Source organism: Variovorax sp. 10N412, from assembly GCF_056394985.1.
Genome location: NZ_JBFTIO010000011.1, coordinates 1 through 11680, shown reverse-complemented (window position 1 = coordinate 11680; position 11680 = coordinate 1). Strand labels below are relative to the sequence as shown.

Below are 11680 nucleotides of genomic sequence, written 5' to 3'. Positions count from 1 at the left end.
AGCAGGATCGCTCACCACAATGACGGCCCGCCAGCGGCCATTTCGACACGGGTTCGCCGTGCCGGGCAGAATATTTTTGACGTTAAGGCGGCCGGGCGCAATGCATCATTTGGCGTTCATTTCGGCAAGCGTTCAGGCGGCCCGGTCCCGTGCCGACGGCGCGAACATCGCCTCCATCTCGTTTCGCAGCTTGCAGGCGGCGGTGCCGGTGTCGACCGCCACGTCGGCCCAGCTCAGGCTCTGGCCCTTCTTCACCGGCCGCAGCAGCTTGATGTCGTGCGCCAGCCCGAGCGGCAGGCCGCCCAGGCGCAACGAGCGCTCGGCGGGCAGCAGCTTGCCCCACACCGTGTAGCCGCCTTCGCCGTCGAGCATCTCGCCCGCGGCCAGGTCGCGCTTGGCGGTGGCCACCACGTCGGCGTTCCAGCAGGTGGCCACGCCGGTGGGCTCGCCGCGCAGCGCCACGCTGGCGACCGACATGCCGACCTCCAGGCCGATGAGGTGCCAGCGCTTGTAGAGCGTGAAGTAGCGCCCGCTCGGGTCGGTGTGGGCGTTGTATTCCTCGAAGCAGTTCTTGATGTAGTCGGTCTCGGCCTCCACCGTGACCCACACGCCCATGCGGATGTCGTAGGGGATCTTGCGGCCGTCGGCTTCCAGCGAGGAGACCACCTCGACCATGCCCTTGCGCTCCAGCACGCCGCCCTCGCTCTTCGGTCGCGTGACGAAGGGAATGTCCTCCACGCTCGCGGGCGGGTAGAGCAGGCCGTCCGACGGCACGGTGAGTCCGGTGGCGTTGGCCACGGCCGAGCTTTCGATGGACGGCTTGGAGCCGTCCAGGAAGCTGTTGAACATCTTCGGGTTGAGCCCGCCGCGCAGCGCCTGCTCGGGCGTGAGGCCGTAGTTGCCCCACACGGTCTCGGGCGTCGACTCGGTGAAGTGCGGCAGCCACTTGTGCCCGCGCCCGGCCGCCACCACCGGAAAGCCGCAGGTGCGCGCCCAGTCGACCAGGTCGCAGATCAGCGCGGGCTGGTCGCCGAAGGCCAGCGAATAGATCACGCCGGCCTGCCGCGCACGGTGCGCGAGCATCGGGCCGCAGAAGGCGTCCGCCTCCACCGTCACGTTGACCACGTGCTTGCCGTGCGCGAAGGCGTCCAGGCAGTGCTCGACCGCGGCGATGGGGTTTCCTGTGCACTCGACCACGATGTCGATGGACGGCGCGCGCGTCACTGCCCGCCAGTCGTCGGTGATCCAGGTGTTGCCGTGCTTCAGCGCCTCCTGCACCGAGCCGGCGGCGCAGCGCTCGGCTTGCCAGCCCACGCGCTCGAGATTGACGCGCGCCGCGCCGGGCGACAGGTCGGCAATGGCCACCAGCTGCACGCCGGGCGTGCGCGGAATCTGCGCGAGGTACATGGCGCCGAACTTGCCGGCGCCGATCAGGCCGATGCGAATGGGGCGGCCTTCGGCGGCGCGCTGCAGCAGGCGGGTGTGCAGGCTCATGGCGTTCAGGCCTCCACGGGTTCGATCACATCGGGCGAGGTGCGCAGCGCGCTCTCTGGCAGGCCGTGCTTCCACGGCACGTCGACGGGGTAGGGCTTGCGCAGGCAGTCGTCGGGCAGCATCTCGATGGGCGTGAAGTCGCGGTGCGCGATGTACTCGGGCCGCTTGTGGCGCCGGATGTGGTTGCTGACGGCGCACAGGCTCAGGTACACCGCCACGCGGTTGAACGGCGACAGGTTGCTGCCCGAGGCATGCACCAGGCAGCTGTGGAATAGGATCATCGAACCCGCCGGGCCCTTGGGCGAGACGATGCCGCCGTCCTTGCCGCCGGCGCGGTCGACCAGTTGCGCGATCAGCTCGTTGTCCACGGTCCAGAGCGGATAGCTCGTCGTCGTGAGGTCATGTTTCGCATCGACCACGCCCTTGCGGTGGCTGCCCGGAATGAACATCAGCGGGCCGTTGTGCTCGTTCACGTCGTCCAGGAAGATGGCCACGTTCATCGCGCGCTCTGTGGGCATCAGGTCGTCGTTGAGCCAGGTGCCGTAGTCCTGGTGCCACTGCCACACCTGGCCTTCGAAGGCCATCTTGCCGTTGATCTTGAACTGGTGCATGTAGACCTCTTCCTCGAAGAGGTCCATCACCGGACCGACCATGCGCGGGTGGCGCGCCAGGCGCGCGAAGGGCTCGCTGATGAGGTGCGCCGCGAAGTTCGTGCGCACCGCGTCGGAGCCTTTCTCGCGCACGTTGAAGGCCTCGCGCTTGCTGTAGAGGTCGGGCACCGCATCGGTCAGGGTCTTCGTCTCTTCAGGCGAGAAATGGCCGGGGAAGAACAGGTAGCCGTCGCGCTCGAACTGCGCGCGTTGCTCGGGGGTCAGCTTCATGCCTTGTCTCCTTTGTGGGTGCGGGTGTGCGTGGGTGCGTTGCGGGCCTGCTGTTCGGCGAGGCGCCGGGCCAGTGCCTCGCTGGCCTGCGCGACGTGTTCCTCGCTCAGGCGCGCCGCGCGGTCCGCGTTGCCCGCAGCGATGGCCGCGGCGATGGCCTCGTGCTCGTCCCAGAGCGTCTCGCGCTGCGGCTCGGCCTGCAGCACCGCGCCCATCGCGCGGCGCAGGTGGCGCCAGTGCGGGCTGGCGCTCTGGCCGATCAGCGGGTTGCCCGAGGCTTCGTAGATGGCCTGGTGGAAGGCCACGTCGGCGTCGATCATCGCTTCGACGTTGCGCCCGCGCGCCGCGCGCCGGCCACGCTCGATGAGCTTCGGGTCGATGCGAAAACGCTGCTGCGCCGCGAGCCGCGCGGCCAGCACATCGAGCGCACCGCGCACCTGGTAGACCCGGCGCATCGCCTCGGCCTCCAGCGGCGCCACCAGCACGCCGCGGCCGGGCGCGTCCAGCACGAAGCCGTCTTTCTTCAGCAGCCGCAACGCCTGCAGCACCGGCTGGCGCGAGACCGACAGGCGCTGCGCGATGTCCTCCTGCGTGAGGCGCTCGCCAGGTGCGAGCGCGCCGCTGCTGATGGCACCGAGCAGGGCGCGGTACACCTGGTCGACGAGGTCGGGGGCGACCTCGATGCTGACGAGCTGGGCGGGCATGGCAAACCTCTTTTTTTATGAACTCTGTATACAGAGTACGAACTTCAGGGCTGCCGCGCCTACCGGGTTTTTACCCATCGGGGCTGCAAAAGATTGCAAGCCGCCGCTAAGCTCGGACCCATGCAACTACCTACCTACGACGACGTCATCGCCGCCGCCGCGCGGCTCGAAGGCCATGCCCACCGCACGCCGGTGCTGCAATCGACCACCGCCAACGAGCGCTGGGGCGCGCAGTTCTTCTTCAAGTGCGAGAACTTCCAGCGCATGGGCGCGTTCAAGTTCCGCGGCGCCTTCAATGCGCTGTCGAAGTTCGATGCCGCGCAGCGCAAGGGCGGCGTGATCGCCTTCTCGTCGGGCAACCATGCGCAGGCCATCGCGCTGTCGGCCCGCCTGCTGTCGATGCCGGCCGTGATCGTCATGCCCAGGGACGCGCCCGCCGCCAAGGTGGCCGCCACCAAGGGCTACGGCGCCGAAGTGGTGATGTACGACCGCTTCACCGAAGACCGCGAGGCGCTGACGAAGCGGATCGCGCAGGAGCGCGGCATGACGATGATTCCGCCGTACGACCACCCCGATGTGCTCACGGGCCAGGGCACGGCGGTGAAGGAGTTGATCGAAGAGACCGGCCCGCTGGACCACCTGTTCGTGTGCCTCGGCGGCGGCGGGTTGCTGTCGGGCTCGGCGCTCTCGGCGCGTGCACTCGCGCCCGCATGCAAGGTCTACGGCGTCGAGCCCGAGGCGGGCAACGACGGCCAGCAGTCGTTTCGCACCGGGAAGATCGTGCACATCCCCACGCCGCAGACCATTGCCGACGGCGCGCAGACGCAGCACCTGGGCGAGTACACCTTCGGCATCATCCGCCGCGACGTGGACGACATCTTCACCGTGACCGACGAGCAGTTGGTCGACGCCATGCGCTTCTTCGCCGAGCGCATGAAGATGGTGGTGGAGCCCACCGGCTGCCTCGCCTTCGCGGGCGCCATCGCGGCGGGCCAGGCGATTGCGGGCCAGCGCGTGGGCATCGTGATCAGCGGCGGCAACGTCGACCTGTCGCGCTTTGCCGCGCTGGTTACGCCTCCGCAGTAAGCAGCAAGCCGCAAGCCGGTCAGGCGCGGATGCCGGTCGCCGTCAGGTGCAGCAGCCGGTCCGCGCGGGCGGCTGCGCTCTCGGAGTGGGTCACCAGCACCAGCGACGCACCATGCTCGCGGGTCTGTCCGATCAGCAGGTCCATCACCTTCGCCGCCGTCGTCGGGTCGAGGTTGCCCGTGGGCTCGTCGGCGAGCAGCAGGGCGGGCCGGTGCACCAACGCGCGCGCAATCGCCACGCGCTGCAGCTGACCACCCGACAGCGTCTGCGGCAGCCGCGCGCCCATGCCGGACAGGCCCACGGCGTCGAGCATTCGTGCGACGCGTTGGTCGTCCTTGTTTTTCTCGCCCAGCAGCATCAGCGGCAGCGACACGTTCTGCGCCACGTCCAGGTGCGGCAGCACGTGGAAAGCCTGGAACACGAAGCCCACATGGCTGCGCCGCCAGAGCGCGCAGGCTTCGCCGTCGAGCGCGCCGATGTCGGTGCCGTCGTGCGTCACCGTGCCCTGGTCCCAGCTGTCCAGCCCGGCCATGCAGTTGAGCAGCGTCGACTTGCCGACACCCGACTCCCCCACGATGGCGACGAACTCGCCGGGCTCGACGGCCAGCGTCACGTGCTCGAAGACAGGCGATTCACCGTAGTGCTTGCCGAGATTGGTAATGCGCAGCGTCATCCGGCTTGGGTGGTCTTGGCGATCAGTTGAACGGCGGTCTGCACCGCGTCGGGGGCGTCGCAGGCGATCACGGTGCGCTGCGGCATGCTGCGCAGCCAGGTGACCTGCCGCTTGGCGAGCTGGCGCGTGGCGGCGATGCCGCGCTCGCGCAGGTCGAACATGGCCTTGGCGTCGGGCGCCGCATCGCCGCAGGCGGCCAGCGTTTCCCAGGCCTGGCGGTAGCCGACGCAGCGCATCGAGGGCAGGTCGGTCGTCAGGTCACCGCGCGCGCGCAGCGCACGCACTTCGTCGAGAAAGCCGCCCGCCAGCATCGCGTCGAAGCGCTCGGCGATGCGTGCGTGCAGCCAGGCGCGATCGGCCGGCTCCAGCGAGAACAGCACGCCGCCCTCCACGGGCCGGGCCGTCTTGTTGTCGCTCGCGTGAAAGCTCGACAGCGGCTGCCCGCTGCTGGCCCACACCTCGAGCGCACGCTGGATGCGCTGGCTGTCCTGCGGTGCCAGCCGCGCGGCCGTCACCGGGTCGACCACGGCGAGCCGCGCGTGCATGGCGGGCCAGCCGAGCGCGGCGGCCTCGGCGTCGATCTGGGCTCGCACCGCGGCGTCGGCCGCCGGCATGGCGTCGATGCCATCGAACAGCGCCTTGAAGTAGAGCATGGTGCCGCCCACCAGCAGCGGCAGCGCACCGCGCGCGCGGATCTGCTCGATGAGCCGCGTGGCGTCGGCCACGAAGGCGGCGGCGCTGTAGCTCTCGCGCGCATCGAGGATGTCGATCAGGTGGTGCGGCACGGCGGCCTGCTCTGCGGCGGTGGGCTTGGCGGTGCCGATGTCCATGCCGCGGTAGACCAGGGCCGAGTCGACCGAGATGATTTCGACGGGCTGCAGGCGGGCCAGCGCGAGTGCGGCGGCGGTCTTGCCGCAGGCCGTGGGGCCTGCGAGCGCGACATAGCGCGGGGGGGCTTGTGGAGGGGCAGCGCCAGGCGCTACCGGGGGAGGGGCAGCGCCAGGCGCTGCCGGGGGAGCGGCCTCGGCGGCCGGAACGAAGCTGGGGGACATGGTGCGCCGAGGGTAGCAAATGGCGCGTGCCCGGCCGGGCACCGGGGCTTCAAGGGCGGCCGGGTGCCGGCCGGTCCCTCGTGCGTCAGATGGCCGCGGGCACGGGCGGCCGCACCTTGCCGCTCACGTCCTGCGGTGTGAGCCCGCCGGCGGCCGGCGGTGCAAGCTTGGGCATCGGGCGCGGCACGCCGCCGTTGCTGGCGACCATGTTCTCCGGCTTCATGCGGAACAGCTGCGTGAGCGCGGCGCGGTATTGCGTCTCGCCGATCGAGTTGGTGTTGTGGTGCGAACCGCCCTCCACCAGCACGAACTGCTTGGGCACCGTGGCCGCGTCGTAGAGCTTGCGTCCCAGCGTCGGGTTGATCAGGCTGTCGGCGGTGCCGTGCACCACGAGCAGCGGCGCGCCGATGTCCTTGACCTTGTCGATCGCGTCGAAGCGCTGCGTGATGAAGGGGCCGAAGGGCAGCCAGCCCCACTTGAAGCTGCTGACCACGTCGGCGATGGACGTGAAGGTGCTCTCCACGATGGTGCCGCTCTCGTCGTTGACGTGCGCGGCCAGGTCGATGCCGATGGCGCCGCCCAGCGAGTGGCCGAAGATGTAGCGGTGCTGCTTGGGGTGGCGCGCGGCCAGCCAGGTCCAGGCGGCGCGGGCGTCCTCGCGGGCCGATTCCTCGGAGGGCAGGCCCTTGGAGCTCTTCCCGAAACCGCGGTAGTCGATGGCCAGCACCGAGAAGCCCAGCTCGTGCATGCGCTGGATGCGCGGTGCGGAGCCGGCCACGTTGTAGCGCGCGCCGTGCAGGTACAGCAGCACGGGGGTGTCGGTGGTCTCCGGCGCGCCGCCCAGCCACAGGCCGTGCAGGCGGGCCGGCTCGCCGGTGAGGGAGGACTGGAAGTCGATCCACACGTCCTCCATGCCCTGGGTCATGGTGGCGGTGTTGCCCCAGCTGCGGTCGCTGGGCTGGAAGATCCACTCACGCTGCTGCGCGTCGAGCGTCGAGCAACCGGCGGCGAGCAGGGCACACAGCGAGAAGACAGACGCGAGGAGGGGCCAGCGTTTCATCATGGGGTTGAGGGACAGCGAAGTCGGCGTAAAAGTTCATCTGCTCCTACCGCCGTGCGCCGACATTGCACATTGGTAACCCCCTCAAACAACGCTCATTGGCGCTTTGTGAACCTATGCAACGTGCGTGCCCGCTGTACGGATGACCGTCCAAAACCCTCGAAAACCCTGAAAAAAGCGCCGAAACCCCTAGCGGCCGCGCATGAACAGCGCGTCGAGCTCCCGAACGGAGAGCTGGCGCCAGGTCGGCCGGCCGTGGTTGCACTGGTCCGAACGTTCTGTTGCTTCCATTTGGCGTAACAGTGCGTTCATCTCGTCGATGGTGAGCTTGCGGTTGGCCCGCACGGCCCCGTGGCACGCCATGGTGGAGAGCAATTCGTTCTGCGCGCGCTGCACCACGGTGCTGGCGTCGTGCTGGGCCAGCTCGGCCAGCACGCTGCGCGCCAGCTCCACCGGATCGCCGTCGGCCAGCGTCGAGGGCACGGCGCGCACTGCGAGCGTGCGCGCGGAGAAGGGCGTGATGTCCAGGCCCAGCGTCGGCAGCACGTCGGCGCAGGCCTCGGCGGTGGCCACTTCCTGCGGCGTGGCCGCGAAAGTGGCCGGTATCAGCAGCGGCTGGCTGCCGATGGCGGCCCCGTCGAGCTGCGTCTTCAGCCGCTCGTAGACGATGCGCTCGTGCGCCGCGTGCATGTCGACGATCACGAGGCCCTGGCTGTTTTCGGCCAGGATGTAGATGCCCTGCAGCTGCGCGAGCGCACGGCCCAGCGGCCAGGCCTCCTCGTTGGTGGTGATGGATGGGCCGGCGCCGGGGCTCGGTGGCAACCCGAGGGGGGCGCGCAACGCCATTGGCGATGCACTGAGCGCGGACCATGGCAGTGCGCCGGATTCCTGCGCGGGCACGGACTGCCCCGTGCGCTGGGGCCACATCGCCTCGAAATCGCCCGCGCCGCGCTCCTGTGCTACGAAATTCATAGCGGGTTGCGACCAACTGGCGCTCGTGGGGAGCGGGTTCTCCTTGAAAAACGGCTGCTGCGCGGCCGGGGGCGCGAGCGCGTCGCCGGCGCGTGGCGCCGCCAGGGCGTCCTCTATCGCGTGGCGCACCGCCTGGTGCACCTCGCGCCCGTCGCGAAAGCGCACTTCGATCTTGGTCGGATGCACGTTCACGTCGACCCGCGCCGGATCGATTTCCAGGTACAGCGCGTAGATGGGCTGGCGCTGGCCGTGCAGCACGTCTTCGTAGGCGCTGCGCACGGCGTGCGACAGCACCTTGTCTCGCACGAAGCGCCCGTTGACATAGAAGAACTGCTGGTCGCCGCGCGAGCGTGCCGCGTCGGGAATGCCGGCGCGCCCGACCACGCGCACCGGGCCGCCGGTGCGATCGACCGCCACGCTCTGCGTGACGAAGTCGTCGCTCAGCGCGTCTGCCAGGCGCTGCTCGCGCGTGGTGGCGGCGCGCCACTGCTCGACCAGCTTGCCGTCGTGCCAGACCGAAAAGCCCACCTCGGGCCGCGCCAGCGCATGCCGGCGCACGGCCTCGATGCAGTGGGCCAGTTCGGTGGCGTCGGTCTTCAGGAACTTGCGGCGCGCGGGTGTGGCAAAGAACAGCTCGCGCACCTCGACCGTGGTGCCGGCAGCACGCGCCACCGGCCGCAGCTCACCCGTGCGCCCGTCGAGCGAGAACGCGGTGTCGGCGCCGGTGAAGCGCGAAAGAATGCTCAGCTCGGCAATCGCATTGATGGCCGCGAGCGCCTCGCCGCGAAAGCCCATGGTGCCGACCGTTTCCAGGTCGTTCAGGCTCGCGATCTTGCTGGTCGCATGGCGGCGCAAGGCCACCGTGAGTTCTTCGCGCGGAATGCCCAGGCCGTTGTCCTCGACGGAGATCAGCCGCACGCCGCCCGATGCCAGCCGAACGGTGATGTGGCTCGCGCCCGCGTCGAGCGCGTTGTCCAGCAGTTCGCGCACCACCGAGGCGGGCCGTTCGACCACTTCACCGGCGGCGATCTGGCTGATCAGTTCGTCGGGAAGCTCGCGGATCGGGCGGCGTTCGAGGGGGGTGCTGGGGGTGGGGAGGGCGCTCACCGGGGCATTCTAGGAGCGAGGTGGCGCCGGCGCGGCCGGCGGGGCATCGGGTCCGTCCGGACCCCAAAGCCCTGCGCGCACGATTCAGTGCGGCAGCAACTGCTTGAACATGACGAACGCATCCACGAACCCGCGCTGCGGGTGCCGGAACGCACCGGGCAGCGTGCCCACGATGGCAAAGCCCAGCTTGCGCCACAGCCGCACCGCGCCTTCGTTGGTCGACACCACGAAGTTGAACTGCATCGCGCGAAAGCCCATGCGCACCGCCTCCTGCTGCGAGTGTTCGCACAACGCCGAAGCCACGCCCAGCCCGCGCGCTGCCTCCGACACCACGTAGCCGCAGTTGCTCACATGCGCGCCGTGGCCCGGCTGGTTGGGCTTGATCACGTACGTGCCCAGCACCGCGCCCTGGTCGTCGCAGGCCACGAAGGTTGCGGCGGGCAAGGTCATCCACGCGTGGCGGACCTCGGCCTCGGTGACGTCGGTCGCGAAGGTGTAGGTGTCGCCGCGGCGGAAGGTGGGCTCGAGGAACGACCAGAGTGCGGGCCAGTCCGCATCGACGGCAAGGCGAATGTGCAGCATGGGGTGATTCGGGGAGCGTTCGATTGCAACAAGGATAATCCGCGCCCATGGAAATCATCAGCTTTCTCGTCGACTTCATCCTGCACGTCGACAAACACCTCGAGGCCTTCGTCATTGCCTACGGCCCCTGGGTCTACGCGCTGCTGTTCCTCATCGTCTTCGTGGAAACCGGGGCGGTCGTCATGCCGTTTCTGCCCGGTGACTCGCTGCTCTTCATCGTGGGCGCGCTGTGCGGCGCGGGGCTCATGAGCTTCCCGCTGGCCTGCGGCATCCTGATTGCGGCGGCCATCCTGGGCGACCAGTGCAACTACTCCATCGGCCGCTTCTTCGGGCCCAAGGTCTTTCAGTGGGAGAACTCGCGCTTCTTCAACCGCAAGGCCTTCGACCAGGCCCATGCCTTCTACGAACGCTATGGCGGCATCACCATCGTGCTGGCGCGCTTCATGCCGTTCATTCGCACCTTCGCGCCCTTCGTGGCCGGCGTGGCCGAAATGGGCCGCGCCAAGTTCACCATGTTCAACGTGGTGGGTGCGCTGATCTGGGTGCTGGGCATCGCAACGGCCGGCTACTTCTTCGGCAATTTGCCGCTCGTGCGCCAGCACCTGGACAAGATCATCTGGGCGCTGATCTTCATTCCGGGCCTGCTGGCCATCTTCGGTGCATGGCGCGCGTCGAAGGCCGAGAAAGCGCGTGCCGCCCAAGCCTGAGCTTCTTGGCTCTACACAATGAAAAAACGCGCCGAGGGCGCGTTTTTTCGTTCCAGCCGGCTAGCGATCAGTAGTTCGGGCCGTTGCTCGGGTAGTAGCCGCTGCCTTGCGGATAGCGCTGGCGGTTGTAGTTGCGCTCGTCAGCATTGCGGCCAACCTGGTTGCCGATGATGCCGCCGATGGCAGCGCCACCCACGGTGGCGGCCGTGTTGCCGCCGATGGCGTTGCCCACCAGCGCACCGCCCACTGCACCGACGCCAGTACCGAGGTTCTGGTTGGGGCCGCTTGCACAGCCTGCAATCGTCATGACCGAAGTGGCTGCGGCTGCAGCGATCCAGAGACGTGTGTTCATGATGTCCACCTTTCGAAGAGTGATGGGTAAATCATGGCCAACGCCCCTGTTGTCGCCGTGTAGGAGCCTGCCGCGCCTGGCTGTGCGGTGTCACAGGCCGGCAGCCGTGGGACAGCAGGGCCTGCCTAGAGTTTGCAAGGCAGGCGCCTGGATCAGAGCTGGCGGCTGCGGGCCAGCGGCGGGTTCTGCGAGAAGTACCGCTGGATGCCGCGCATCAGCGCGTCGGACAGGCTTTCCTGGTAGTCGACGCGGCGCAGGTTGGCCTCTTCTTCCGGGTTGCTGATGAACGCGGTTTCCACCAGCACGCTGGGAATGTCCGGCGCCTTCAGCACCGCGAAGCCGGCCTGCTCGACCTGGCCCTTGTGCAGCCGCGCACCGATGCCCTTGATTTCGCCGAGCATGGCGCCGCCCAGCTTCAGGCTGTCGTTGATCTGCGCGGTGGTGCTCATGTCGAGCAGCGCGCGCTGCACCTGCGCCTCGTGGCCACCGACGTTCACGCCGCCCACCTTGTCGGCGTCGTTCTCCTTGTTGGCCATCCAGCGCGCCGCGCTGCTCGACGCGCCGCTCTGGCTCAGCGCGAACACGCTCGCGCCGCGTGCGGCCGGCGTGGTGAAGGCGTCGGCATGGATGCTCACGAACAGGTCGGCCTGCACGCGGCGGGCCTTCTGCACGCGCACGCCCAGCGGCACGAAGAAGTCGGCGTCGCGCGTGAGAAAGGCGCGCATCGGGTTGCCGTTGACGCTGCTCGCATTGATGCGGTCGCGCAGGCGGAACGCCACCTGCAGCACGATGTCTTTCTCGCGCGTGCCCGCCGGGCCGATGGCACCGGGGTCTTCGCCGCCGTGGCCGGGGTCGAGCGCCACGATGATGATTCGGTCGGTGCGGCTCGCGGTGGCGGTGCCGCCCCGGGCCGCCGCCACAGCCGGCGGCATCGGCGGCGGCAGGGGCCTGACGGGCGGCGGTGCCACGAGCACCGGCGGTGGGCCGGGCCGGTCGGCGCCGGCCACCAC

Annotated in this window: 12 protein-coding genes; 2 read left to right on the top strand and 10 right to left on the bottom strand. The window is 69.1% G+C overall.

Annotated elements, in window-relative coordinates; translation table 11 throughout:
• Positions 1–132: 132 nt before the first annotated feature.
• The 3 genes from AC1DJH_RS22725 to AC1DJH_RS22715 are packed head-to-tail and all read right to left on the bottom strand — an operon-like array spanning position 133 to position 3079.
• A complete protein-coding gene (locus tag AC1DJH_RS22725; protein WP_478187257.1) occupies positions 133–1494 on the bottom strand; it encodes an NAD(P)H-dependent oxidoreductase in 1362 nt (453 codons plus the stop codon).
• Positions 1495–1499: 5 nt separating this feature from the next.
• Positions 1500–2375 carry a phytanoyl-CoA dioxygenase family protein gene (locus AC1DJH_RS22720; protein WP_478187256.1) on the bottom strand — a complete coding sequence of 292 codons (876 nt, stop codon included), beginning with the start codon at positions 2373–2375 and terminating at the stop codon, positions 1500–1502.
• Positions 2372–3079, bottom strand: coding sequence for a GntR family transcriptional regulator (locus AC1DJH_RS22715; RefSeq protein WP_478187255.1), 708 nt, complete (start codon positions 3077–3079; stop codon positions 2372–2374). The genes AC1DJH_RS22720 and AC1DJH_RS22715 overlap by 4 nt, the downstream gene beginning before the upstream one ends.
• A gap of 120 nt (positions 3080–3199) precedes the next feature.
• Here AC1DJH_RS22715 and AC1DJH_RS22710 point away from each other — a divergent pair, with 120 nt between their 5' ends.
• Positions 3200–4165 (top strand): threo-3-hydroxy-L-aspartate ammonia-lyase, encoded by a 966-nt coding sequence (locus AC1DJH_RS22710; protein WP_478187254.1) that lies wholly within the window; start codon positions 3200–3202, stop codon positions 4163–4165.
• 19 nt (positions 4166–4184) lie between these two features.
• Here the strand turns inward: AC1DJH_RS22710 and AC1DJH_RS22705 are convergent, their stop codons facing one another.
• From AC1DJH_RS22705 to AC1DJH_RS22685, 5 genes are all read right to left on the bottom strand, one after another.
• Positions 4185–4838, bottom strand: a complete 654-nt coding sequence (locus AC1DJH_RS22705) for an ABC transporter ATP-binding protein (protein ID WP_478187253.1) — start codon at positions 4836–4838, stop codon at positions 4185–4187.
• Entirely contained in the window at positions 4835–5890 is a 1056-nt protein-coding gene (gene miaA / locus AC1DJH_RS22700) for a tRNA (adenosine(37)-N6)-dimethylallyltransferase MiaA (RefSeq protein WP_478187252.1), read from the bottom strand. The genes AC1DJH_RS22705 and miaA overlap by 4 nt, the downstream gene beginning before the upstream one ends.
• Positions 5891–5975: 85 nt before the next feature.
• On the bottom strand, positions 5976–6950 hold the full coding sequence (locus tag AC1DJH_RS22695) for an alpha/beta hydrolase (RefSeq protein WP_472120740.1): 975 nt from the start codon (positions 6948–6950) through the stop codon (positions 5976–5978).
• Positions 6951–7139: 189 nt separating this feature from the next.
• A complete protein-coding gene (gene mutL / locus AC1DJH_RS22690) occupies positions 7140–9029 on the bottom strand; it encodes a DNA mismatch repair endonuclease MutL (RefSeq protein WP_478187251.1) in 1890 nt (629 codons plus the stop codon).
• A gap of 84 nt (positions 9030–9113) precedes the next feature.
• Positions 9114–9611 carry an N-acetyltransferase family protein gene (locus AC1DJH_RS22685; protein WP_478187250.1) on the bottom strand — a complete coding sequence of 166 codons (498 nt, stop codon included), beginning with the start codon at positions 9609–9611 and terminating at the stop codon, positions 9114–9116.
• Positions 9612–9658: 47 nt separating this feature from the next.
• Between AC1DJH_RS22685 and AC1DJH_RS22680 the strand changes: the two genes are divergently transcribed.
• Positions 9659–10318 (top strand): DedA family protein, encoded by a 660-nt coding sequence (locus AC1DJH_RS22680; protein ID WP_478187249.1) that lies wholly within the window; start codon positions 9659–9661, stop codon positions 10316–10318.
• Between the two features lie 67 nt (positions 10319–10385).
• Here the strand turns inward: AC1DJH_RS22680 and AC1DJH_RS22675 are convergent, their stop codons facing one another.
• The gene (locus AC1DJH_RS22675) at positions 10386–10670 is read right to left on the bottom strand and encodes a glycine zipper domain-containing protein (RefSeq protein ID WP_435436650.1); all 285 of its coding nucleotides are present in this window, start codon (positions 10668–10670) and stop codon (positions 10386–10388) included.
• A gap of 152 nt (positions 10671–10822) precedes the next feature.
• The coding region (locus AC1DJH_RS22670) for an N-acetylmuramoyl-L-alanine amidase family protein (RefSeq protein ID WP_478187248.1) at positions 10823–11680 on the bottom strand (858 nt) is incomplete at its 5' end.

Coding starts and splice junctions, on each gene's coding strand:
- AC1DJH_RS22715 (WP_478187255.1), bottom strand. CDS start 3,079: ATGCCCGCCCAGCTCGTCAGCATCGAGGTCGCCCCCGACCTCGTCGAC.
- AC1DJH_RS22675 (WP_435436650.1), bottom strand. CDS start 10,670: ATGAACACACGTCTCTGGATCGCTGCAGCCGCAGCCACTTCGGTCATG.
- AC1DJH_RS22685 (WP_478187250.1), bottom strand. CDS start 9,611: ATGCTGCACATTCGCCTTGCCGTCGATGCGGACTGGCCCGCACTCTGG.
- AC1DJH_RS22705 (WP_478187253.1), bottom strand. CDS start 4,838: ATGACGCTGCGCATTACCAATCTCGGCAAGCACTACGGTGAATCGCCT.
- AC1DJH_RS22725 (WP_478187257.1), bottom strand. CDS start 1,494: ATGAGCCTGCACACCCGCCTGCTGCAGCGCGCCGCCGAAGGCCGCCCC.
- AC1DJH_RS22720 (WP_478187256.1), bottom strand. CDS start 2,375: ATGAAGCTGACCCCCGAGCAACGCGCGCAGTTCGAGCGCGACGGCTAC.
- AC1DJH_RS22695 (WP_472120740.1), bottom strand. CDS start 6,950: ATGAAACGCTGGCCCCTCCTCGCGTCTGTCTTCTCGCTGTGTGCCCTG.
- AC1DJH_RS22680 (WP_478187249.1), top strand. CDS start 9,659: ATGGAAATCATCAGCTTTCTCGTCGACTTCATCCTGCACGTCGACAAA.
- miaA (WP_478187252.1), bottom strand. CDS start 5,890: ATGTCCCCCAGCTTCGTTCCGGCCGCCGAGGCCGCTCCCCCGGCAGCG.
- AC1DJH_RS22710 (WP_478187254.1), top strand. CDS start 3,200: ATGCAACTACCTACCTACGACGACGTCATCGCCGCCGCCGCGCGGCTC.